This window comes from Paenibacillus rigui, from assembly GCF_002234615.1.
Taxonomy (GTDB): domain Bacteria; phylum Bacillota; class Bacilli; order Paenibacillales; family NBRC-103111; genus Paenibacillus_S; species Paenibacillus_S rigui.
This window is the reverse complement of sequence record NZ_NMQW01000002.1, coordinates 328,886-353,575: the sequence shown is the minus strand read 5'-3', so window position 1 is coordinate 353,575 and position 24,690 is coordinate 328,886. Positions and strand designations below refer to the sequence as shown.

Genomic DNA, 24,690 nt, shown 5'->3' with positions numbered 1-24,690 from the left:
GAGGCTAAGACAGTGGCATTATTTATCATGATCCTTCGCAAAATGGTCAATAATAAATGGCTTCAGCTTAGTCTGTTATTCGGGTTGGTTTTATCCGTCGCCTTAACGAGCAGTATGCCTATTTATACGAATGCAATATTGCAAAGGCTGCTCATACAAGAACTGAAGCAGCTGCAGACGACGAATGCCCAATATCCCGGCATTTATTGGCTGTCCGTTAACCTGCCTGCGGAGGAGAAGGAAAAGTCTGTTAAAATACCGCAAACCGACGCGTTTTTGCAAAAGAACGGGGATCGATTCGGCCTACCGATGCAATATTTTGTGCGTGAAAGAGCAACGCAGAGATACAATTTAGCTCCGGCCGAAACGGACAAGGTTGATATCAACCGGCAGCGTTCCGCAGACATTACCGCTATCGACGGAATGGACGGGCATCTCCGGCTGGTCGATGGCCGAATGCCTGCCAAAGAAGCCGTTAACGGAATCTATGAAGCATTGGTTATACCCGAGGCATTAACGGAATTGGGCATGGTGCTGGATACCGTGTTCGTCATTCAGGACGATACAAGGAAGGACCCTGTACTTATTAAGCCTGTGGGGGTGTTCGACCGCAAAGATTATTCGGACCTGTTCTGGTATAACATCCCAAGCAGCTACAAGAACAGTTTCGTGATTGATTTTGCCTTGTTCGAGAAGGATTTTACAACGGGGGATAAACTTAACGTCCAGTCCAGCTATTGGTACTTTGCATTGGATTATACACAGATGACGCTGTTAACGATCGGCAGCTTTATTTCGACCCACTTTATGATAGATAAGCACTTGGATGATCGATATGAGAACCACAATTATAACGCTCCGGCACTGCAAACTTTGGGAGCTTATTATGTAAAAGAAGCCAATTTAAAGATGATGCTCTGGTCATTAAATGTACCAGTGGTTCTCATGCTTGGATTTTATTTGTACATGGTGGCCAATCTTATTACCGAACGTCAAAAGACGGAAATCGCCGTACTTCGAAGCCGTGGTGCCAGCCGGACTCAAATTATTATGGGATACGTGGCAGAGGGCTTGGTGCTTGGCACAATCGCTTTTCTAATCGGCCCCTATCTAGGGATGCATCTGACAAGAGTGCTTGGTGCTTCAAGCGGATTTCTCGAGTTCGTACAGCGGGCCAAGCTGGATGTTTCCTTGAACCGGGAAGCCTTCCTGTATGCTTTGGCAGCCATTGCCTGCTCCTTGGTTATGACACTGATCCCGGTATTTCTCGCAACCAAGGTTACGATTGTCGGCCATAAGCAGCAGTCTGCCAGACAGCAAAAAAAATCGTTCTGGCACACGTATTTTATTGACGTGATCTTAGTTGCCGTTTCCCTCTATGGCTTATACAACTACAAGACGCGTATTAAAGACTTGCTAGCGTTAGGTCTTAAATCCGGCGATTTAAGGGTAGATCCGCTGTTGTTTCTAATCCCGGCATTTTTTATACTTGGCTGTGGCCTGCTCATTCTCCGTTTGTATCCATTGTTTATGCAGCTAGTATACAAAGCCGGTCGGCGGTGGTGGTCGCCTGCCTTGTATTTTACTTTAATTCAAGTCAGTCGTTCCACCATTCAATATCAATTCATTATGGTATTCTTGATTATTACGATTGCAACAGGACTGTTCAGTGCAAGCGCAACGCGCACGATCAACAAGAATACTTCGGATAAAATTCGTTATTCTGCCGGGGCAGATATTACGATGCAAATTCGATGGGAGAATGATGCACCTCCGGCGATTTTAACCGGTATTACCGGTGAGGATGGAGTGGAAATAACCGAGGAAAATACCGATCCGGCAGCCTCGAAACGTAAAACACAGTACACAGAGCCGTCCTTTCTCCCTTTTACTCAACTGCCAGGCATTGAACACGCAGCCAAAGTATTCATCAAGAAGGATGCGACCTTTACTCGCGGGAAAACGAAGGATACCGTTCAGCTTATGGGGATCGATACACAGGAATTCGGGCAAACGGCTTGGATTCGTCCTGGCCTGCTGGGGCATCATTTTTATGATTATTTGAATCTGATCGCACCAAGCCCATCGGCTGTATTAATATCGAGATCTATGGCGGAGGAGTATAGCTTAAAGTCAGGTGACACGATCACTTTGGGCTGGAATGGAATCGAGGGCAATCAGTTTACTGTATTCGGCATTATCGATTACTGGCCTTCATGGAACCCAAACCCGGGTGCGAACGATCAAGTGACGGTGACTACCAAGCAAGGCACGAGTACTAAAGTCAAGAAGCCAATGCTGGTCGTGGGGCATTTGCCTTATATTCAGAACAATTTGGCGTTGGAGCCGTATGAGGTTTGGTTGAAGCTGAAGCCGGAGGCGAGCAGTCAAGCGGTGTACAAGGCTGTTGCTGACCATGGCTACGATATCGAATCGCTTCGAGATGCCAAACAGGAGCAAATTAAAGCGATCAAAGACCCATTCCAAATGGCTATCAATGGGGTTATGACGTTGGGCTTCCTCATTTCCATTGTAATCTGCTTTTTCGGTTTTCTGCTCTATTGGGTGTTGTCACTTCATGCAAGAACACTTCAATTCGGCATTTTGCGCGCGATGGGGATTTCTTTCTTTCAGCTGCTTGCGATGCTGCTTGGAGAACAGGTGTTAATATCCGGAGCCGCCATCCTTATAGGGCTCGGTACGGGGAGCATGGCGAGTCAATGGTTCGTACCTTTGTTCGAAATGTCCTTTGATCCCAAAACACAGGTGCCGCCGTTTAAAGTCACCTTTGATCCTCATGACCAGGTAAGGCTGTATTGGATCGTAACAGTGATGATTACATCAGGTCTGGTCATATTAGGTCATATTGTGTCACGTATCCGGATTCATCAAGCCGTTAAGCTGGGGGAGGATTAGCATGATTCATTGTGAAAATTTAGTTAAAATTTATAAAATTGCCGATCTTGAGGTTGTTGCCCTTCAAGGCCTTGATTTGCATGTGGATACCGGTGAACTTATGGCCATTATCGGCAACAGCGGCAGTGGTAAATCGACCCTATTGAACATGCTTGGTGGGCTGGATCGGCCGTCTGCAGGACGTTTAACTGTGGACGGTAAGGATTTATTGCACATGTCCGAGAAGGATCTGGTCACTTACAAAAGAGAAACAGTAGGCTTTGTTTGGCAAAATAACGGACGGAATCTGATCCCTTATTTGACTGCGTTGGAAAACGTAGAGCTGCCGATTCTTCTCAAAGGTCAGCGGAAGCGGGCGAGGGCTCTGGAGCTACTCGAGGCGGTAGGATTAAGCCATCGCTTGAACAACCGCTTGAATCAGCTGTCGGGTGGAGAACAGCAGCGTGTAGCCATAGCTATAGCGCTTGCCAACCATCCCAAGCTGTTACTTGCGGATGAACCGACCGGTTCGGTAGATACGAACATGGCGAATCAAATTTTGGATTTGTTTCGGCAATTAACCAAGCAGCTCGGCATTACGATCGTTATCGTGACACACGACCCCTTGCTTGCGAAAAAAGTGGACCGTGTAGTCGCAATACGAGATGGAAAGACGTCGTCTGAGATTTTACGCCGGAAATCGTACGATCAAGAGCAGCTTGAGATGGAACAAGGGCAGGAGACCGGTGTTCTTGAAGAAGAGTCCCATGTGGAGTATGCCGTGCTGGACCAAGCCGGAAGGCTGCAAATTCCAACAGGCTACCTTGAAGCGATTGGTCTCAAAAATTCCAATAAAATACAAGTTACCCTCGAGGAAGGGAAAATTGTGCTGCTTCCTCCCGATTAAGAAAAAATGTGCCTATAAACATGCCGTAAAACGCCTATAAATTTTTCACTATTTCGTAATACTTTAGAGATATCACGAAATCTATTAAAAACAAAGGAAAAGAAGGTGCGAAAAATGAAGAAACACATAGCTTGGTCGTTATCCTTTTTGCTTGTGGCGATGTCGCTTCTTCCTGCTGCCTATGCTGCGGAAGAAGCGGATGGGGCGGTTGCGACGGAAATTAAAGCAGACACAAATGAAAGCGCTACCCAGGTAGTGAAACCGGATGTTGCATCCCAAATTTCTGATTCAGAAGTAAAGCTTTCAGAAAATTACAGTGATTTAACGGGTTTACCCGAAGATTTAAAAGAAAAATTTGATTTTTTTATTCGAAGGGGAGTTTTTGTTCCTGAGTCGGAAAACACATTCGGCCCCGACAATTTGATTACTCGCGAGGAATTTGTCAAGGCGGCAAAAGCTGGTTTTACATCAACTTCCGATGAAGCGCTTACAAATCCTGAGTTAATTAAATCTTTTGAGACACTGGGCCTTATTAATCCAGATGGCGGAGTAATCGATTACGAAGATAATCTGAACAGGCAGGATCTTGCCAAATATTTAGTTTATGCCTTGGGTAAGGTAAACGAGGCAAGAAATGTTACCCCCATTGTGGATTTGAGTATTGCCAATGAAGATAGAGTTGACAAAACTTCCGCCCGGTTTGTTACCTATGCATTGCAGTTAAAAATAATGCAAAACCAGGATGATGGTCGTTTTCACGGATCGGACCGTAAGGTTACGAGAAGAATGTTAGTAGAATCTGTATATGATGCCATGAATGTTATGTCAGATTTAAAAGATACTGCAAAAGTTTCCATCGAGGAGGTTAAGCCTGTAGGAGCGAAGAAAGTATCGGTAACTTTTAACAGAACCTTGGATTCCGAAAAGATGGAAAAAATTATATTGGCTGTAAAGAAGGAAGGGACCGCCTTCAGTACTACAAGTTCCTGGTCTGACGATCAAAAGACAGTAATATTGACATTGGATCAAAAGCTTATAAAAGGAAGCTACTCTGTTGAGCTCTCAGGCTTGGCTGAAACGGTGATGGATAAAAAAACAGCTGAATTTACTGCCGAGGATGAACAAATTAGCAAGCTGGAATTCACGAATACTTCGGGCGAGCTGCCACGGGGCAAAGTCATTGTAGATTTCAAACAATTGAATCAGTATGGAGAGCAGACAGATTTAGGTGCTCATCGTTTTGAAATTCGGGCCGGATCGAAGCTATCACCACAAAACATTACAGGTAAACAAGCTTTTCGTCTGAACTTAAGCGATGAAAAAAGAGGGAGTGCTATATCCATATCTATTTTTGATAGGGAGCACAATATGTCAGCGAATAAAGTATTTACCGTAGGGGACCGTGTTATGGTATCCAAGGTGGATTTTGGCGATGTAACATTTAAGGAAAAAAAGAAATATTTGCAGCCTGGTGATAAGGTCTACTTGGCTTTTACTGCATATGATCAGTATGGAAACCGACTCGATGATACGGAGACATTAAATAAGGATATGCTGATTAGCTACGATGGGGAGCAATTGTTCGAGGATAGAGGGGATATTGTTTTCTTTGATAATGATTATGATGGGTATCCTGAGATTGAACTGGAGGCACTTACAGATATAGAGAAAGACACATCTGCCACTTTACGTTTAATGTCCGCAGGCTCAGGACACATTGCAACTAAGGACTTCAGCATGGTCACTCCTAAAGTGCCGGCAAGCATTGAAATTAAAGATCTCAGTTCTTCAGTCATTGCCGAAGGCGATGTTAATATTCCGGTCGAGCTGGCCATTCGAGATGCGGAAGGGTATGAATTTTCACCGGATGAAAGAGTTGAACTCTTCAAAGCAGGTAAAATCAAGGTACGGAGCAGCAGTGCATTGAAATTAGGCTCAATCATTGGAGGAGAAGAGGGGCCAATTGAATTATCCGGAGCAAATAAAGGAAATATTCGCATTTTGGAGGTAACAGGAAAAGGTAAAGAATCGATTGAGGTAAGCGTAGACAATGTGAGCCAAAGAGCAACGGCTGAATATACAGTTGAAAATAAAAGACTTCCCGCGGTTCTTGAAAAGTCGGGCTTTGAACCAAGTCAAACCTATACAGTTATACAAGAAGCCAAAAGAGGTGTTCAACCGCAATTTATTGTAAAAGACCAATATGATACGTCCTACAAGGGAATAAAAAACGATGAATACCAGATCGAATACAAATGGGAAAAGTTAAGTGGAGATACCGGCGCATTCACTGGAACATTTTCAGGATCTCCGGCCTTTAAGTTGGATGACACCAATAATATTGCAAGAAGAACAGTTATGGACGCCAACGAAAAAAATATTAACATGGCTCCGGATAGTATTAAAAAAGGAACTTATCAAGTAACTGCAACGTTAGTCAAAGCAAAAAAAGATCCTTCCATTTCGGATCCTACCAAATGGCCTATAGAGACCCGCATGAATTCTATTGTAGCCAAAGCAAAAATGTATACTTGGAAAGAGATGGATGCAGATGACGACGAATTAAAATATTATTTAAATGCTGATACAAGTTTGTTTGCCGTCGGTAAATTTATGGTCGACTCCGGCCTGAAAGTAAACAAAAACGAAAAGGACAAAAATCCTATAGCAGATGAGACAGATGCTGCGAATATTTTTAAAAACAAAAGTGACTTCACCAAAGGCTTGAGTATTTCAGCTAAGAACAAAGACGGGAATGAAACAGTGATACCTACGGCACAAATTACGAGCATGAGTTTTGCTGATTCACGAATTGTAGCGGTAGATAAAAAAGATTCCCCAACGAAAATGGTAGGTTTAAACCCAGGGAGTACTAGCGCAAACATTGTATTTAAAACACCGAACGGTCAGAAAAGCATTAACGTTAATTTTACTGTATTCAGTTCTGATCTAACATTCAGTGAATTAAAATTTGGTAAAACTAGCCTGATTCCTAAGCTGACGGAGCTTGACGGTTATTATATCTGGGATACGAAGATTGCCAACGGCATAAGAATAATTGACGATATGAATAACGCTTTTATTAACAGCGCAGATAAATCACAAAATAAAAATAGCGAATCGCTCACACCTTTTCTGGGGAGGTTTGGAGCCACCCTTACTCTATCAGATGTTACTTATCTAGCCGGTACGACGGAAGCAAATAAAGATACGTTCTATATGACGGATGACTACAAGCTTGTTTTCAAACCTAAAAGCGGCAGCTATACTTCAGGTAAAATTAACTTGCAAAGCTTTAAAATCAACGGAACGGGACCGGATAAAAGGACAGTTACACTTACTGTTACCCTAAAATAAGGATGTTCCACTTTAAACCCTGGCGATTCTGGTCAGGGTTTTCTATTTACACCATCCCAGCGCAATCAACCTATATTTCAGATTGGATTTACTAATTTTCCACCATCGTTTCATTTGTATACTTACATTATGATGGGAGGGAGCACCTTGGCAACAAAAAAATACGTCATTTGCGGTGTCAGCACAAGGGCTAACGGGATGTTTATCAAGCCCATGCTGGACACGTTCCGGTCGCACTGTGAGATCGTTGGGCTGCTGGATGCAGATCCCGGCCGATTTGCAAATTGCTTTAGAAAATTTCCGACCTTAAGCGGTCTGCCGGTCTATAGGCCGGATCAATTTGATCAGATGATCAGGGAGACGAACCCCGATACAGTGATTGTCGCCGGGGCGGATCATACCCATGCGGAATATATCGTGAAAGCGCTAGAACACGATCTTGAGGTCATCTCGGAGAAACCGATGGTGACGACAGGAATCGATTGTCTGCGAGTTATTGAAGCGCAAAAGCATAGCAAGGGAAAGCTTCATGTAGCTTTCAATTACCGGTATGCCCCCATTCACACCCGTATCAAGGAGCTGGTTCGGGAGGGGAGGATCGGCAGAGTAACATCCGTTGATTTAAACTGGTACCTCGATACATATCACGGCGCCAGCTATTTCAAAAGGTGGAACCGTAAAAGAAGCCATTCCGGCGGGCTATCCATACATAAAAGCACCCACCATATCGACTTGGTCAATTGGTGGATTGATCAGAAGCCTGTGGAAGCGTTTGCTTATGGGGCGCTGAATTATTTTGGCCCGGACGGGGAAATGAATCCGTCAAAAGAAGACGGAAGGTATTGCGGTGCTTGTCATGTCAAGCAGCAGTGCAGCTACTTCATGAGATGGTCCACCCGAAGCAAGGAGGTCGTGCCGGAGGATGACCATCTTACTGGAATAGAGACGAAACCGAGCGCTTATACCGGGTATCGAGCGGATGCCTGTATTTTCGATTCCGAAATTGATATTGAAGATACTTATGCAGCCGTCATCAAGTATGACAAGGGCGCGTTTATGAATTATTCGGTCAATTTTTCTTTGCCTTATGAGGGCTACAGGCTTGCAATCAACGGCACGAAGGGAAGGATCGAAACGAAGGAGATGCTGTCCAAACGTACCTTTCCTCAAGAAGTCGAGCAGACGATTGATTACTTCCCGTTGTTCGGGGGCAAAGAAACCATTCATGTCGTGCCGAGACAAGGGGGGCATGGTGGAGGGGATCCGCTCTTGCTGGAGGATTTGTTCCTCGGTCCCGATCCAGTCCGGTCTTATGAGATATTGGCCGGGGCAGAGGCAGGGGCTGCCTCCGTATTAACCGGGGAAGCCATATGGAAGTCAGTACAGAGCAACCAGCCTGTTCGCATTGCGGATTTATTGGCTGTGGAGAGCCGTGCTTAACGATAGGAAGGAGTCGAAGGAAGCCGTGTTTGAAAAATTCGAACAAGTGGGCGTTGCCCATTTTGATGTAAAGAGCCAGCTGCCCCGCTGGGTGTATGAGTCCGCTATGCGCGCTGCGGAGAGAGGTGAGAAGGCAAGACGGGCTGTTACGAACATAGACGAATTGAAACAGAGACAAAGGGATATCAGAGAGGGGATAGAGTGCTGCGTTGGAGGGCTCCCGGGTTCCGATACGCCACTTAATCCGGTGATTACAGGGACAGTTCAGGGAAATGGGTTTCGGGTAGAAAAGGTCATTTTCGAGCCGAGACCGCATGTTTACGCAACGGCGAACCTGTACATTCCGGATAACACGACCCGACCTACGGGAGCGGTGCTTTTGTTGTGCGGACACCGGGAACAAGCGAAGCATTGTGATGAGTACCAGACGGTATGCCACTATTTGGTGCACAGCGGCTTGGTTGTTCTGTCACTAGACCCGGTAGGGCAAGGAGAGCGGTTCGGATTCTATGATCCGATCCGGAAGGAAGCGCCCATGACCAGTGTTACCGAGCACGAGAATGTCGGCCGTCAATGTATGCCTCTGGGGGATAGTCTGGCCCGCTATATGCTGCATGATGCCGTTCGGGCCATCGATTATTTGTCCACCCGTCCGGAGGTGGATCCCAAGAAAATCGGCGTTACCGGGCATTCAGGGGGCGGGACGCAAACCTCTCTTGTGATGATGTATGACGAGCGGATTGCTGCCGCAGCTCCAGGGGGCTTTATTATGAACAGGCCCTACTTCCTGCTGACAGGCAAAGCGCAGGATGCCGAGCAGAAATGGCCGGGCTTCTCCGCCCTTGGCTTCGACCATGAGGATATCGTGATGGCGATGGCACCGCGTCCGGTCCGCATACTGGCAACCACGTATGATTCCGTGCCTATTGAGGGACCGAGGCATACGGTTTCGGTCAACCGCAGGTTTTGGGAGATGCATGGAGCAGGGGAGCGGTTGGATATTTTCGAGGATGAAAATGTCCACCGCTTTACCGTGCCGTTGGCTAAAGCTGCGGCCGAATTTTTCGCCAAATATTTATTGGGGCATCCTTTGCCAGCGTCCGTCCCGGAAACGGAGATTCAATTAATTCCGGCTGAGGAGTTAAAATGCACGCGCAGCGGTCAAGTGATCGGGGAGCTCGCATTTGCCAAAAGTACTTTTGTGGAAAATACGGAACGCTTGGCGGAGATCGAGAAGGCACGTCAATCGCTGTCCAACTCCGAGAGAAAAAAACGGGCCCTCGATTGGCTTCGCAACCGTGTGATTGCTAACCGTCCGTATTGCGATCTTAATCCGCGCCCATCCGGCGGCGGAGAGGTTGGATCGCTGTGGCTCATCCGTTCGGTCTGGTGGAGCCAGCCCGGACTGCTGAATCATGGGATGCAAATTTTCGAGTCCAAGCATTCGGGACGCCGATTGCCTGTAACAATTGCGGTGTGGGACGGAGGCTCCAGTCAGCTTGACGCTCACGCAGAATGGATTGAGCACACGTGCTCCCAGGATCGCATTGTGTTGGTTTTGAATCCGACGGGAATTGGCCCGCTGCTGCCGCACCTGAATTCTCCAACGGAAAATGCATTTAAGCGATTCGGAATGATGGATCGATTTTCCGATGAGCTTATGTGGCTGGGTGACAGCATGGCGGCGTTGCGCACCTACGACGTGCTGCGAGCGGTTGAGGCGGTAGCAGGCATGAAAAATGTGGATAGCTCCGATATCCAATTATATGGAAGCGGTCGTTATGCGGTATATGCAGGCTTGGCCGGACTCTTGGATCATCGCATTCAGAATGTGCTTATGGAAAATCGAATGAACAGTTTGGCTGATTGGATCCGGGAGCCTTTTTATAATGAGACGGATTCCTTAAGCTATATTATACCCGGCATGCTGCACTATCTGGATCTTACGGATGCGGATCGCTGGCTCGAGGACGAGGGAAGGCTTGGCAGGGCCGTGTCCTCCTCCATATCGGAAGCAGAAAGGAAGATACTATGAGTATTGTGCTGAAGGGGATTACATGGAACCATACGCGTGGTTACCTTCCCATGGTGGCAACCTCCCAGCGCTACGCAGAGCTTCATCCGGGCGTTTCCATCCAATGGGAGAAGCGTTCGCTGCAGGAATTCGCCGACGCGCCGATTCATCAATTGATCGATGCTTATGATTTGTTGGTTATCGACCATCCGTGGGCGGGCTATGCCGCCCAATCGGGTGCACTGCTGCCACTAAATAAGCATGTGCCGGAATTGTTTATTACAGATCAAGCTGTGCATGCGGTGGGCCAATCCCATGCCAGCTATCAATTTGACGGGGTGCAGACGGCATTGGCAATCGATGCTGCCACACCTGTTGCTTCCTGGCGGGAGGACTTGCTGCAGCGCAAGGAGGCGGAAGTTCCAAAGACATGGGAACAGCTTTTGGGCTTGGCCGCCAAAGGGTGTGTGGCATTTCCAGGAATTCCGATCGATAGCCTGATGAATTTTTATATGCTCTGTTTGGCCCATGGGGAGGAGCCTTTTCAACAAGAGGAAAGGACAGTATCGGCGGAAATCGGCCGGGCTGCACTGGAATCGCTGCGTGAGCTAGCGGCTCTTTGTCCTCCCGATATGTTTCATTGGAACCCGATTGCAGTCTATGAAACGATGTCGCAAAAGGATACCATAGCTTATTGTCCATTTGCCTATGGCTATTCCAATTATGCTCGAGAGGGGTATGGTCTCCATAAGCTTGCCTTTGGAGATTTAGTCCATTTCGGCAGCAATGAACCTCTTCGATCCACCTTGGGAGGCACAGGGCTGGCTGTTTCCTCGGCCTGCAAGCATTTGTCCGAAGCGCTGGATTACGCACAGTTTGCTGCAGCCCCCGAAGTTCAGAGAACACTTTATACGATCAGCGGAGGACAGCCGGGGCACCGCTTGGCTTGGACGGATGAGGAGAACAACCGGCAGACGGGCAGTTACTTTATACATACGCTACCTGCACTGGATCGGGCTTACGTACGCCCACGGTATAACGGGTATTTGCATTTTCAAGATCATGCCGGTCATTTCGTTCGTGAATATATGATGAATGGCGGCAATCCCGACCATATACTGGATCAAATGAACCTCTTGTACAGGGAGTCCTTGAAGCTTAGGGAGGAGGCTTGCAAATGAGTGCTGCCGGAGAAGATGTGAAACCGCTGGAAGGCTTGCTGGTTCTGGACTTTGCGCAGTTTTTGTCCGGGCCGTCCGCTGCATTGCGGCTTGCGGACCTTGGGGCGCGTGTAATTAAGGTAGAGCGGCCGGATGGCGGCGATTTGTGCCGGCGCTTATATATATCCAACATGGAGCTGGACGGGGACAGCACGTTGTTTCATTCCATTAACCGCAACAAGGAGAGCGTATCGGCCAATTTGAAAAATCCGGAGGATCTCAAGCTGATCCGCTCCTTGATCGAGAAGGCGGACGTCATGATCCAAAATTTTCGTCCGGGTGTCATCGAACGGATGGGCTTGCAGTATGAAGCCGTCCGGGAATGGAACCCGCGCCTCGTCTACGGGGAAATTACCGGTTATGGAAAAATGGGGCCGTGGTCCGGCAAGCCAGGCCAGGATTTACTGGTGCAATCACTCTCCGGGCTTGCATGGCTGAACGGCAACGGCGACCAGCCTCCTGTGCCTTTCGGCTTATCCATTGCCGATATGTTCGCAGGGGCGCATTTGGTGCAGGGCATCCTCGCTTGTCTGGTCCGGCGCGGGATTACCGGAAGAGGCGGGCACGTGGAGGTCAGCCTGCTTGAATCGATCCTCGATGTTCAATTCGAGGTGCTTACAACCCATATGAACGACGGCGGCAGGCTGCCTGAGCGAAGCATGGTCAATAATGCGAACGCTTACCTTGGCGCACCATACGGCATTTATAAGACAGCGGATGGCTATATCGCCTTGGCGATGGGCTCCGTTGTACAGCTCGGTCAGCTACTCGAATGCACCGCGCTCGCAGCATTCGAGGATGCATCGACCTGGTTTAGCCGAAGGGATGAAATCAAAGGCATCTTACGAGATCATTTATTATCCCGGCCGACGGCCTATTGGATTGAGCGCTTGGAGCCTGCGGACTACTGGTGCGCGGAGGTGCTGAACTGGCACCAATTGCTTGAGCATGAGGCATTTCGTTCATTAAACATGACACAGCAAACAGTGAATGGCAGCGGGGCGCAGCTCACGACGACCCGGTGTCCGATCCGGATCAATGGTCAAGTGCTGACTTCTTCGATCGGAGCGCCAAAAATCGGGGAACACAATGACAAGATTAAAGCGGAGGTGTTCTCTATATGATTCGAGCGCAGTATTTCGAACAATATGACCTTGACTCCTCCCGTGAATCATTCGGCAGGACAATTACTGAGGCGGATATCGTCCTGCACGCGGGGCAGACGGGTGACTTTTATCCCCATCATATGGATGCGGAGTGGTGCAAGACGCAGGATTTCGGGCAGCGGATTGCTCACGGTACACTCATATTTAGCGTTGCGGTCGGCATGACGGCGACGGAGATGAACCCCGAGGCCTTCTCTTATGGCTACGATCGGTTGCGCTTTATTAAGCCGGTGTTTATCGGCGATACAATCAAGGTTCGGGTTACGATCAGCGAGAAAAAGGATCATGCGAAGCGGCCTCAGTTCGGTATGGTTACCGAAAAGTGTGAAGTATTCAATCAGCATGGAGATATCGTGCTCGTTTGCGAGCATATCTTAATGGTTCGTAAAAAGGAGGTCTGATGCCATGGAAACCAGGCAGCAATCACAAGTTCAGCAATTGAAGCTGATTTCCCGGGAGTTCTCCGGCTTCGAGGCCTCGTTCGGTGTACAGGCTCAGCATTTTGAACAGCTGACGGGCTGGAGAGTCGAACGGGAATTCGAAGAAATTCACCGGCTGTATGATCGTATGATTGCGGACAAAGAAGCACTGAGCACGTCGCATGACTTATTTCTTTGTGTAACGGATTGGCTGCCTGAGGCGATCCAGCAGAAGCTCCTTCTCCCCCTGAATGACTTCCTTCGCAAGGACCCGCCCGATGGCTGGCCTGAGGCTTGGGCTCCCAGCATGCGCGGATTGCAGACGGCTGCGGACGGAAGCATCTATGGCATCGCTTACCACGACGGGCCCGAGATGTTTATTTACCGTAAAGATTTGTTCGAGGACCCTGCCGAGCAGGATGCTTTTATTAAGCGCTTCGGCTATCCGCTTCAGGTTCCTGCGACCTGGAGCCGTTTTTTGGATGTGGCTCAGTTTTTTACCCGGCCGGAGCAGGGGCTTCATGGCGCATTAACCGCATCGTATCCGGACGGACACAACAATGTGTATGATTTTCTTATCCACCTGTGGAGCCGGGGCGGGGAGCTGGTTACGCCCGATTGGAAGCCCGCCTTTCATCACGAGGCAGGTCGGGAAGCGCTGCAGTATTTGGTGGATCTAATACATAAGCATCAAGTTGTTCCTGTTGAAGCTTTAAGCATGGACAGCGTGAAGAGCGGCCATGTTTTTGCGCAAGGGGGCATCGCCATGATGTGGAATTGGGCGGGCTTTGCAGCTGTTGCGGAAATGCCGGACATGTCCCGTATTGTCGGGAAGGTAGGTACAGGCCTCATCCCTAGAGGGGACGGGATCGACGGACGTCACATGTCACTCAACATTTATTGGGTGCTGGGCATACCGGCAGGCAGCCCGAATCCTGAAATGGCTTACCGTTTTATGAAGGAGACGGCTTCTGCTGCAATGGATAAGGCCACTTCCACATGTGGAGGGAACGGTACCCGCTTGTCCACATGGAGAGATGAGGAGGTGCGCAAGCAGTTTCCTTACTACCAACAGATCGAGGCCGTGCATCAACAGGTGAAAAGCCCCTTGCCTATCCCTGAATATCCGGCCATTAATGAAGTGCTGTCCGAGATGGTGAATGATGCGCTGAATCAAAGAGTGCAAGTGCAACAGGCGCTGGAGCAGGCAGCTGAGCGAGTGCAGCAGATTTTGGTCCGGGCTGGATACAACGGGCACGGGCAGATGGAGGCGGAATCGTATGGACTTGAATGAACTGAACGGAAACGGAATTCTCCTGCCGATAGAGTATAAGCCGCAAATGCCACAAAACAAGTCCAGAGGCATTGCCATTGTAGGAGCGGGTGAAATTGTGATGCATGCGCATCTGCCGGCCTATCGAATGGCAGGCTTCCACGTTGTAGGCATTTATGATGTGAATAGTGCCAAAGCAGCCGCAGCGGCAGCAGCCTATCCCCCGATGAAGGTATTTGCTTCTCTCCAAGAACTGTTAGAGCATCCGGACGTCGAGATTGTAGATATCGCGGTACCTGCTGCTTTTCAGCCGCAAGTAGCCAAACAGGCAGCAGCGGCAGGCAAGCATCTGTTATGTCAAAAGCCGCTTGCCCAAAGCTATGAGCAAGCGAAGGATGTAGTGGATTTCTGCAAAGCATTCGATATCAAAGCAGCGGTGAATCAGCAGATGCGCTGGTCGCCGGGTATTCAAGCCAGCAGATATCTAGTGAAGAATGGGTGGATCGGGACGCCATTGCAAGGAACCATCCAAGTCAATGTACATACGGCTTGGGAGAACTGGCCTTGGCTTGTCACGATCCCCACTTTGGAAGTCATGTACCACAGCATTCATTATGTCGATTCCATCCGTTATGTGCTTGGACTGACGCCGGATTTTGTCTATGCCGATGGAGCTCGTTACCCGGGACAGCCTTATGCAGGAGAAACAAGGACTTTGATTCATTTGAAGTTCCCGGGCGAGGCCAGAGGGCTCATTCACGACAATCATAACAACCACCAGCCTCAAGAGGATTGGTTTGCAACTTTCCGTTTCGAAGGGACGGAAGGGAGCATCAGCGGGACGAACGGAGCGCTTTACAATTATCCGGAAGGGCGAGAAGATACGATTCGATTTTACAGCAACCGATGGTCACCGGGGCAGCCTCATGCTCCAGCATTGGAGGGAAGATGGTTTCCTCACGCCTTTATGGGTACGATGGGAGAGCTCATGCGCTCGATTGAAGAGCAGCGCGAGCCCGAGAACAGCATAGCAGATCATCTGATCACACTGCAGACGGTGTTTGCCGCTTACCGTTCCATGGCGGACAATCGTCCCGTGCAGCTTCAAGAGATTGCTTCAGAATGATCACTTTTTCCCGTGAAAATGAGGCACATACATTCGCGTCTTCCCTGCTTAGGGGAGGGCGCTTGTTTCATTTTGTTCTCCATCTGACAATTATGGGCACGATTCCTCACAGTTGTCCCTTTCAAATTGACCCACGCATGAATCTATTGTAGTAAGCATTTCTAAACATGATGGGACAGGGAGGTCAATATGGCAATTCAAGCGGGTACATGTGTCGGAGTCCTGTATTATAAGGTGGTTAATGGGAAATGGAGCGTTGGGGTTCATAACGGTATTACACGAAATGTGGTGACGGCAAATTCGATTCTAATTCTTGGACATGTAAGCAATGCGAAGCAATTCAATCAAGCCAAACCGACGGCTTTGCTTTTCTACCCATCACTGGCATCATACCAGGCTGCTGTGAAAAATCCGCCGAAACCAAGTGTAGGCGTCCCTTTTGGCGTGAGAATCGCTACAAAGGTGACGGCACCGGAATCGAATCACGCCTGTGCCGCCTTTTTGCAAAGTATCACTGTGATGAACAAGAATGGAACCGGCACAGTGACGAACACGATTGCACACAATGGAAAATTTATCCAGTATACATCACCAAAAGGGGCCGTATTCAAGACGATGGCAACGGCGATACAAAGTATTAAGGATGACCCTGGCGGTACCCTTCTTTATTTTCACTATAACCTTGTAAGCCGTGGTGGCGGTGTATATGATCTGGTCCAGGAAAAGGCAATTAAATCCGGGATCACGGCGCTCCGATTTCTGAAATAAGGAACAAATCAAAAAGGGTTCTCATCAACGAGAGCCCTTTTTTGCCGTTTGTCCTTTACCTCAATATTCCCGCTGCCTTACAGCTGCCAGCTGATAGGTACCTTTTTCGTTGTGATATTGCCGTTACGAACGGTCAGAATGAGGATATGGTTAATCTGATTTTTGTCCAGCGCTGCACCGGCTCCACCGGAAATGATGGCGTCTTTCCCCTGATATTTAAATTTACGATAGGCATGAACGTGGCTGAAGATCAACAGCTTCACATTATTCTTTTGGATCAGCTTGTTAAATTGGGCACGTCCTACTTCCCAATCACTAGGCGGCACGTGTGTAGTAATGATGATATTTTTTACGTTGGTGTTTAACTCTTTTTTTAGAAAGTTAAGCTCGCTTTGGCTAAGTCCGTACGGATGCCCTCCATTGGCACTGACGGAGCTTAAAGCAATAACCTTGACGAATGGAGTCCGTACTACAAAGTGAAGCTCTTTGGGGCCGATGATGTTTTTGAAATTGGTTAAGGAGCTGGTTCCATTCTGAAAGGTGGCTTCGTGGTTACCGACCGAAACGAACAAAGGAATCGATGGAATCTTGCTTTTCACTTTTTTTACAAAAAAATTCAACTGTTCCTTTGATCCCGTAAATACGGCATCGCCTCCATGTAAGGTATATAACGGCTTGGTTCTGCCGGTAACGTTCAGAGCCTCGTTTAAAACTGCAACGCCCGTGTTATTCCCCTCGGCAGCCCAGCTGTCACCCATGTAGACAATTCGATAATGGTTTGGATCAAAACTTGAGGAACGAAGCTTTTGGAGCAGCAATTTCTTGGATTGAGTGTAGAAATTCCCGTTACTGCGTGCTGTAGCAGCAGTCCTTGCCTTTCTGGCTTTTATCATCGAATATGTTCACCTGTCCTTCGGTATGGTTGCGGAGGACTTAGTTTCGTTCCATGCCCTCCATCTTTACCAATGTATTGAAGAACTTTGAAATCGCAACGTCGAATGCCTATAATTGGAAAATACACGTCATAAACGGTGCGCGAATCATCGGATGAGAACTCTCTGTTTATGTTATCTTGAGCTAAGGAAGGGAGGGAGGCCATGAATTTGCTTGAAGGTTTGAACCAGTCTTTGGCCTATATCGAAGAGCATCTAACGGAGGAGATCGATTTTAAGGAGGCAGCTAGACATGCGGCATGCTCCGAATATCATTTTAAAAGAATGTTTTCGTTTCTTGCCGGTCTTTCATTATCAGAATACATTCGCCGCAGGCGACTCACGCTGGCTGCATTTGATCTTCAGAGTAGCAAGCTCAGAATCATTGATGCGGCTGTAAAATACGGTTACCAATCCCCAGATGCGTTTACCAAAGCGTTCCATTCCTTTCACGGCGTAACGCCTTCAGAAGCGAGAAACAACGATCAGTCTTTGAAGGTGTATCCGCGGTTATATTTCCAGTTGACCATGCGAGGAGGCAATGAAATGATTTATCGTATTGTAGAAAAAGAGGCATTCCGGATCGTCGGCATTATGAAAAGGGTGCCTATTCAATTTCATGGAGTCAACCCTGAAATTGCAGCAATGTGGAGGAATTTGGATGAATCATCGATTGCTCTGATGAAGAGTTTATCCAATAGCATACCGTCTGGCATCATTAGCGCTTCCACGAAACTTTTCCGAGGAGCGGATGGAAGAGAAGGGGGAGCTGGATCATTATATCGGGGTCGCTACGACACTGGAGAACCCGGCTCCCTTCGTTAAGTTAGAGGTTCCTCCGATGACTTGGGCGGTATTCGAGGTGGTTGGGCCTTTCCCGGCTGCACTTCAGGAGATTTGGGGACGTGTTTATTCGGAGTGGTTCCCTGCCTCTCCTTATGAACAAGTGGAAGGACCGGAGATGCTGTGGAATGAAAGTAAGGAGGTGTCATCACCTGCCTTCAGGAGTGAAATTTGGATCCCCGTGAAGAGGAAGCCCAACCTGTAAACAAAACATAAAATAATATAAAAAAGCCCCTGGTTGAAACCGGGGCCAATGATAAGCTGGCGGGGTGGACGGAATCGTTCTGTAGAAGCGTAAACGTTCGCCTTTGTCCCCGGATGTTGACCGCAATAAGCGGGATGAAATTGAGAAAATCCGCGGACAACAGCGATCGAAGAATGATCCGTCCTTGCAGCCGTAACTTTTTCAGTGGCCTCGCTGAAACCAAAGGCTGCGCAATAACACAGCAAGGTTTCGAATGCCAAGGGGCTGTTTGTTCCTTCAGAGTCCTAGACAAAAGAAGGAATTACTTTTTCTGAAGCATTGCTTTCCACAGGTCAGTTGAATCATACCCAAGACGCCAGGCAGCGACACCGACCAGCTGATATTTCTGCGCGATGTCCAAGCGGGCACTTACCGTATCCTCGTTCTCCAGCCAAAATACGTAGGTGTAGCCATCCTGCGAGTACTGAACCTTATACTGCTTGAACTGCTCGTCCCAGGTTTGGGTCGCATTTTTGCTTGTGATCAGTGCTGGAATATCCTTCATTAGAACGGCACGGTTGCTGACGAGCTTGCCGGAGCTGTCGATTTGCCACTCTCTCACATAAAAGGGGATCCCCATAATGAGCTTGTCCCGAGGAATTCCATAGGCGAGAAATTCTTTAATTCCTTCTTCGGCCCATTGAAGACCGGCAACGGAGCCGGCTTCTGTGCTGCCCTTCCAATATTGGTCATAGGCCATGGTGATAATATAATCTACGATGCCACCCAGCTTTTCATGATCAAAGGCAGTCTGTGCATTCCATTTGGCGCTTCCGCGCGGCAGATCAATCGAGAGCAGCAGTCCTTTTTCATGAGCGGCATCCGTCAATTTTTGAATAAAAGCTGTGTAGGCGGCACGGTCTTTTCCAGACAGACTCTCAAAATCAATATTGAGCCCATTTACACCAAGAGAGACGCCCTTACTCACCAGTGCATCGATAAACTTGGTCTGCGCGTCGCTGCTGCTTAAAAACTGTGACGTCAAGGCTGCGTCGAATTGATTGTTGACAAGAGGCTGTACATTGTAGCCCTGAGCTTTGAGCCATGCCACGGTATCTTTGTTGGATGTGTCCGTTAAGGTTCCGGCGGCATCCGCCAGGGTAAAATAAGTAGGCGAAACGACATCCAGCCCGCTTGTCGTGCTCACTTGATTGCGGATCGTTGTATCGCTCGAGCTTCCATTCCAGCCCCAGAACTGAAGCTTCCGGAAGTTGTCCCACACATTCGGCCCGCCGTCAAGCAGTCGAACCGAAGCATTGCTGTAGCCCATCGCGTAGCTGACTGCATTCAACAGATTCGAGAAATCACCGATCCACCGGTCGCTCTGGTACACTTGGTAATACGGATAATTCGTCCAAAGGGAGAGCTTTGAAGCGGAATTGCTGTCCAAAATTTTTGTATGATCGAATTGCTTGGCATAGGCGATGGCATCGTCCATATTCAGAAAAGATTCCAATGCGGTATCGTACTGGTAAACCTGGTACGCTTTCATATTGGAGAAAACAATCTGATTGTTTTTCTCCGTACTGACGATCGTCGAGTTTTCCCATTGCAGAGAAGCTTTGACCGCATCCTCGAGATAAGCATAAGCCCAATCACTGGCTGTATAAGTTCCTTGATAAATTCTGTAAATTTTGTCGCTGGATGCGCGCAGCTCCGCTTTACGCGTTTCCGAGATGTTATCCCATACCCAATTGTTGCTGTTCAGGTCGATGATATGAGCATTGCCCCATTTACTCGCTTCCGCTTTGGCTTCGGCAAGAGAACCGAAGGCCCACGAATCGAGGGTTACATCCCCTTGATATACCTGGTATTTGGGATAATTGTTCCACACCCATCCATCCGACTGCAGATCCCGGACACTGGCGTGCCCCCACCGGGATGCTTCCGCTATCGCTTGATCGAGTGTTGTAAATTCCCAGGAGGAGTTACTGCTGCCGTTCTGATATACTTTGTACCTGGGATAATTGTTCCACAACCATTTTCTCGATGCGATTTCCTCCACGTGGCTGCTTTTGAATTGCTTGGCGTAGCTTTCTGCCGATTTGTAGTCTGCCGTTTCCCATAGGATGCGATCATCCTGATAGACACGGTATTTGGAAGTCTTGTCCACTGCGGCCATGACCGTACCGGAGGAGGTGAAGAACAAAGCCATCGCGGTAACGAGCAGCGCGGTTTTACGTTTCAACATGCATCAGCCTCTTTCTACAAATACTAAAACTATCCTATTAAACTTAAACGCACCAAGTTAGCAATAAGTTGCATAGGAAAATAGTAGAAGTATGCTAGAGTCTGAGATTCGGATGCAAAAAAAGCCCCCTTACCTCTCAACTGAGGGATAAGGGGACCTAAGAAGAAGCCCGATATTATGCGATGTCTGCGACGATTTCTTCCTCAAGCTTCAAGTGAATCTGGTCTCGGAAGACACGCATATTCATTTGATTCAATAAGTAGCGCTCTACCGCTTCCAGAATATTGGCGGCCACGATAATTTGACTGCGGCCCTCGGTGTGCACCTCAGCGGAGAATCCATAGTCTTCGTCCCACATCATTTCGACCTCGACTTGATTGGGCTGAAGCTGCTTGCGTTCGGCCATATGCAGGCAAATGGCATTAATGATATCTTGTTCGGATAATCTCATCGTACATGACCTCTTTTTAAGCTGAATTAGTAGCGTTTAGGCTGCTCGTTATATTTGCGCTTCTCTCTGAAATATTGAACGAGTTTCACGACGATCGCAATGACAGCTACGATAGCCATAACATTGATCAGCAGACCGAGAATGTTGCCCAAGGCGCCCATATTACCGAACAAGCCTCCGAAGAGCATACCGGCCAGTCCGCCGATCAGCATGCCTTTCATAAAGCCGCCGCCGCTGAAAAATCCGGGCTTTGTCGCCGTAGTCGGGTTGGTGGTTCCGGTAGTCGGTGTAGTCTTGGAAGCAGCCGGGTCCGTTTTGACACCGCTGTTCGTGTTCGGCGATTGTGTCGATGTGTCCGGGCTGTAGCTTTTCTTAGGAGCTTTATAGGATGCTTTTGCATCGGCTACACCGACAGCGCTCACGGCACTGAAGGATAAAGCGACTAGACAAGCCATAAGAAGTAAAGACATTTTTTTCAACATGCTTGGACCCTCCATAAATGTTTTGAGATTTCGGTTACATTCGTTTACTACGAATAATCTAGACAAAGGTTTCAGTTTTTATCCCTTCTTGTTACAATAATAATGAAACAGATTTTGAACAAGCAGAGGCGGTTTGAAGTTTATGTCGGCATATCCCCAGCCTTATATCGATTATTTAATCTATTTCCATGCGGAGCGGGATTTTTTTGAGTGCCATGAAGTGATGGAAGAGTTCTGGAAGGCCCATCCCGGCGATGTGCATGCGTCTACTTATGTGGGGCTTATTCAAATAGCGGTTTCCTTGTATCATGAGCGAAGAGGCAATAGGAATGGCGCTGTCAAAATGCTCTCGCAATCGCTCGTTAATCTGACGGATGCAGGCATGACCCAGCTCGGTTTGGATGCAAGCATCATGCGGCAGCGCTTGGAAGAGAGACTTCGGCTTCTACATGAGCCGGGAACTGTCTATACCGATCTTGATTTGCCGATTGCCGATCCGAAGCTGGAATCGTTATGCCTGCAGCATTGCAGGGAGCAGAAGCTGGTGTGGCGAAGCCCAAGCGATCTGCAGGACGATTATTTGATCCATAAGCATACGCTGAGGGATCGGAGCCACGTGATAGCGGAACGGGAAAGAAGCCGGAGACAGAAACAACACTTAAGAGGGAATGGCCATGAGTAACGTAAAACTCGGAAAAGTTGTCGTCGTCGATGATGAACCGAATATTGTGGAAGTCATCCGTCTGTATCTGGAGCATGCGGGGTATGAATCGATTATTGCATACCGGGGCAATGAGGTGCTGCAAACGGTGAAGGAACAGGCTCCGGATCTTGTGCTGCTGGATGTCATGCTTCCGGACCGGACGGGCTTCGAGCTGTGCTCGTTGATTCGAAATGAAACGGGGCCTGTAGCGGGAACACCGATCATATTCTTAACGGCGAAGGGTGAATCGATTGACAAGCTCAGGGCATTTAATTTGGGTGTAGACGATTATATCGTGAAGCCGTTTGACCCTAACGAGCTGATTGCCAGAGTCAAGGCCGTGCTTCGGCGTACGCAAAACCAGAACGGAGGAAGCACAGCGGCCCAGGTGAAGGTGATCAAGCAGGTTCAACGCATCGGCTCTCTGATTATCGATCCTGAGCAGTACAAGGTGACGCTGAACGGAGCTCGTGTGGATTTGACTCCCAAGGAAATTGAACTGCTCCATTTCCTGGCATCGAATCAGGGAAGAGTGTATTCCCGTGAGGATTTGCTTGGTTATGTGTGGAACTTTGATTTCAGCGGAGGCACCCGGACCGTGGACGCCCATGTTAAAAACCTGAGAAAAAAACTCGGGGCAAGCGAAGACTGGGCGATTCAAACCTTATGGGGCATCGGTTATTCGTTTGAGGTAACACAGCATGATTAAGCGGTGGTACAGCAGCTTTTATATTAAGATCTTTTTGTCCTTCCTAGCTACCTGTATTTTGTTTTTTATCGGACTGGCGGTTTTTTGGAATTATTATTTCACAGATATGTTTTATAAAGATAAAAAAGAGCTTCTAACCTCGCGGTTAAGTGAGGTAAACAAAATATTGGCTTCCTATCAGGACGGTACGATTTCAACGCGGGAGCTTCGCTTCGGTGTCCGTATTATTGCCCGCAGCTTCAATGGACATGTATGGTTAATGGATGCCAAAGGCAATATTCTGAACGGCTCGTCGGAGAAGGAAGGCTCGCTGATTCCGACATCTATGGATGGCTTATTCATCGACGGCTTGAAGGGACATACCGGATTTGTCGCCGGTCAATACAAGCTTGGTGCGGTCGATCAAATCGGGCTGCTGACCTATTATGCACCGGCGCAGCTGAATGGGGAGCCGATCGTCATCTTCATGAATGTGCCTGCTCTTGAAATCAGTCAGGCGCTGACCGCCGTTCGCTGGAACATTGTGGTGCCCCTGATTTTTTCTTTGTTTGCGGTAGCTATCATCCTGTACGTCCTTTCGCGCAAGCTCGCCGGGCCTTTGCAGCAAATGAACCGCGCAGCACTGGAAGTAGCCGGGGGCGATTTTACCTCCCGGGTTCCGGTTACATCAAACGATGAAGTAGGGGAGCTCGCCAAAAGCTTCAATTTCATGGTCGATCAATTGAACGAGTGGGAGGATGCGCGGCAGGATTTTCTTGCCAATGTCTCTCATGAGCTGCGATCCCCTCTAACGACACTTCGCGGCTTCATCATCGCAATGAATGATAAGATCATTCCCGAGGAGAAGTACGGACACTACCTGCGCATCTGCGATGAGGAGGTTCAGCGGCTGCAGAGGCTGGTCAATGATTTGCTGGACCTGGCACGCATTCAAAATGGAGTGGATGTGTTCAGGACACACCCGGTTGAGCTAAGGGAAGTCATTCATGAAGTGCTTGAGCTGGTTAGAACACCGATGGCCGAGAAGAACCTCATCTTGCTGGATGCGCTGCCGTCACCTGAGGAGGGCCCTATTGTGGTGGAGCTGGATACGGATCGTTTTTCACAAATCATGCAAAATTTATTGTACAATGCGATTCAGTTCACGCCGCCAGGCGGCAAGGTGACGGTCTCCTTGGATTTCGACAATGAACACGCCATCATTCATGTGAAGGATACCGGCATAGGGATGGCTGACGAAGAGCTTCATCGGATATGGGATCGCTTCTACAAAGTAGAGCATGCCCGAACCTCCGCCGCGGAAGGGACAGGGCTGGGATTAACGATCGTGAAGCACTTGGTGAGCGGGCTCAAGGGAACGATTAGCGTAGCCAGTGTGCAGGGAGAGGGAACACAGTTCCAAATCAGCTTTCCATTATATCCGGGTTTTACTGATTTTTATGAACGCGGTTGCTCATCGTCATAAGGCCTCGGTAGAGCTTTGCTTATTTTACACATTTTTCACAATTCACTCATAGTTTTATCAAAGTTAACAAGTATGCTGTCTCTAA

19 protein-coding genes and 1 pseudogene are annotated in these 24,690 nt (G+C 48.3%); 15 read left to right on the top strand and 5 right to left on the bottom strand.

The features are described 5' to 3' along the window. Nucleotides 1-12 precede the first annotated feature (12 nt). The 11 genes from CF651_RS02335 to CF651_RS02285 all read left to right on the top strand — a co-directional run bounded on the left by CF651_RS02335 (nucleotide 13) and on the right by CF651_RS02285 (nucleotide 16,585). Nucleotides 13-2,916 (top strand): ABC transporter permease, encoded by a 2,904-nt coding sequence (locus CF651_RS02335; RefSeq protein WP_094013209.1) that lies wholly within the window; start codon nucleotides 13-15, stop codon nucleotides 2,914-2,916. A 1-nt stretch (nucleotide 2,917) separates the two neighbouring features. Continuing rightward, nucleotides 2,918-3,802, top strand: a complete 885-nt coding sequence (locus tag CF651_RS02330) for an ABC transporter ATP-binding protein (protein ID WP_094013208.1) — start codon at nucleotides 2,918-2,920, stop codon at nucleotides 3,800-3,802. A 114-nt stretch (nucleotides 3,803-3,916) separates the two neighbouring features. Continuing rightward, entirely contained in the window at nucleotides 3,917-7,159 is a 3,243-nt protein-coding gene (locus tag CF651_RS02325) for an S-layer homology domain-containing protein (RefSeq protein ID WP_094013207.1), read from the top strand. A 147-nt stretch (nucleotides 7,160-7,306) separates the two neighbouring features. Next, nucleotides 7,307-8,599, top strand: a complete 1,293-nt coding sequence (locus CF651_RS02320; RefSeq protein WP_094013206.1) for a Gfo/Idh/MocA family oxidoreductase — start codon at nucleotides 7,307-7,309, stop codon at nucleotides 8,597-8,599. A 25-nt stretch (nucleotides 8,600-8,624) separates the two neighbouring features. Further along, a complete protein-coding gene (locus tag CF651_RS02315) occupies nucleotides 8,625-10,634 on the top strand; it encodes an alpha/beta hydrolase family protein (RefSeq protein ID WP_094013205.1) in 2,010 nt (669 codons plus the stop codon). After that, a complete protein-coding gene (locus CF651_RS02310; protein ID WP_094013204.1) occupies nucleotides 10,631-11,794 on the top strand; it encodes an ABC transporter substrate-binding protein in 1,164 nt (387 codons plus the stop codon). Before CF651_RS02315 ends, CF651_RS02310 begins: the two co-directional genes overlap by 4 nt. Then, a complete protein-coding gene (locus tag CF651_RS02305) occupies nucleotides 11,791-12,957 on the top strand; it encodes a CaiB/BaiF CoA transferase family protein (RefSeq protein WP_245855630.1) in 1,167 nt (388 codons plus the stop codon). Before CF651_RS02310 ends, CF651_RS02305 begins: the two co-directional genes overlap by 4 nt. Then, complete coding sequence (locus CF651_RS02300; RefSeq protein WP_094013203.1) at nucleotides 12,954-13,400, top strand: MaoC family dehydratase; 447 nt, start codon at nucleotides 12,954-12,956, stop codon at nucleotides 13,398-13,400. The genes CF651_RS02305 and CF651_RS02300 overlap by 4 nt, the downstream gene beginning before the upstream one ends. Nucleotides 13,401-13,404: 4 nt before the next feature. Beyond that, entirely contained in the window at nucleotides 13,405-14,712 is a 1,308-nt protein-coding gene (locus CF651_RS02295; RefSeq protein WP_094013202.1) for an extracellular solute-binding protein, read from the top strand. Next, nucleotides 14,699-15,817, top strand: coding sequence for a Gfo/Idh/MocA family protein (locus CF651_RS02290; RefSeq protein ID WP_245855628.1), 1,119 nt, complete (start codon nucleotides 14,699-14,701; stop codon nucleotides 15,815-15,817). Before CF651_RS02295 ends, CF651_RS02290 begins: the two co-directional genes overlap by 14 nt. A gap of 189 nt (nucleotides 15,818-16,006) precedes the next feature. Further along, a complete protein-coding gene (locus CF651_RS02285) occupies nucleotides 16,007-16,585 on the top strand; it encodes a hypothetical protein (RefSeq protein WP_094013201.1) in 579 nt (192 codons plus the stop codon). 77 nt (nucleotides 16,586-16,662) lie between these two features. Here the strand turns inward: CF651_RS02285 and CF651_RS02280 are convergent, their stop codons facing one another. Then, complete coding sequence (locus CF651_RS02280) at nucleotides 16,663-17,478, bottom strand: metallophosphoesterase family protein (protein ID WP_094013200.1); 816 nt, start codon at nucleotides 17,476-17,478, stop codon at nucleotides 16,663-16,665. A 204-nt stretch (nucleotides 17,479-17,682) separates the two neighbouring features. On the opposite strand from CF651_RS02280, the pseudogene CF651_RS02275 reads away from it, so the two are divergent. Further along, nucleotides 17,683-18,565 (top strand): annotated as a pseudogene (locus CF651_RS02275) (AraC family transcriptional regulator). Here CF651_RS02275 and CF651_RS32125 read toward each other — a convergent pair. The 4 genes from CF651_RS32125 to CF651_RS02260 all read right to left on the bottom strand — a co-directional run bounded on the left by CF651_RS32125 (nucleotide 18,454) and on the right by CF651_RS02260 (nucleotide 21,728). Further along, complete coding sequence (locus tag CF651_RS32125; RefSeq protein ID WP_179232637.1) at nucleotides 18,454-18,825, bottom strand: hypothetical protein; 372 nt, start codon at nucleotides 18,823-18,825, stop codon at nucleotides 18,454-18,456. The pseudogene CF651_RS02275 and the gene CF651_RS32125 overlap by 112 nt on opposite strands. Before the next feature lie 41 nt (nucleotides 18,826-18,866). After that, nucleotides 18,867-20,795 (bottom strand): glycosyl hydrolase family 18 protein, encoded by a 1,929-nt coding sequence (locus CF651_RS02270; protein WP_179232650.1) that lies wholly within the window; start codon nucleotides 20,793-20,795, stop codon nucleotides 18,867-18,869. A 175-nt stretch (nucleotides 20,796-20,970) separates the two neighbouring features. Then, a complete protein-coding gene (locus CF651_RS02265) occupies nucleotides 20,971-21,246 on the bottom strand; it encodes a YxcD family protein (RefSeq protein ID WP_094013199.1) in 276 nt (91 codons plus the stop codon). A gap of 26 nt (nucleotides 21,247-21,272) precedes the next feature. Further along, nucleotides 21,273-21,728 (bottom strand): hypothetical protein, encoded by a 456-nt coding sequence (locus CF651_RS02260; RefSeq protein WP_094013198.1) that lies wholly within the window; start codon nucleotides 21,726-21,728, stop codon nucleotides 21,273-21,275. Between the two features lie 142 nt (nucleotides 21,729-21,870). Here CF651_RS02260 and CF651_RS02255 point away from each other — a divergent pair, with 142 nt between their 5' ends. From CF651_RS02255 to CF651_RS02245, 3 genes are read left to right on the top strand one after another with little or no spacing between them, the layout of a single operon-like run. Continuing rightward, entirely contained in the window at nucleotides 21,871-22,410 is a 540-nt protein-coding gene (locus CF651_RS02255) for a DUF309 domain-containing protein (RefSeq protein WP_094013197.1), read from the top strand. Continuing rightward, on the top strand, nucleotides 22,403-23,140 hold the full coding sequence (locus CF651_RS02250; protein WP_094013196.1) for a response regulator transcription factor: 738 nt from the start codon (nucleotides 22,403-22,405) through the stop codon (nucleotides 23,138-23,140). The genes CF651_RS02255 and CF651_RS02250 overlap by 8 nt, the downstream gene beginning before the upstream one ends. Continuing rightward, the gene (locus CF651_RS02245) at nucleotides 23,133-24,605 is read left to right on the top strand and encodes a sensor histidine kinase (protein ID WP_094013195.1); all 1,473 of its coding nucleotides are present in this window, start codon (nucleotides 23,133-23,135) and stop codon (nucleotides 24,603-24,605) included. The genes CF651_RS02250 and CF651_RS02245 overlap by 8 nt, the downstream gene beginning before the upstream one ends. The last annotated feature ends 85 nt before the right edge of the window (nucleotides 24,606-24,690 follow it).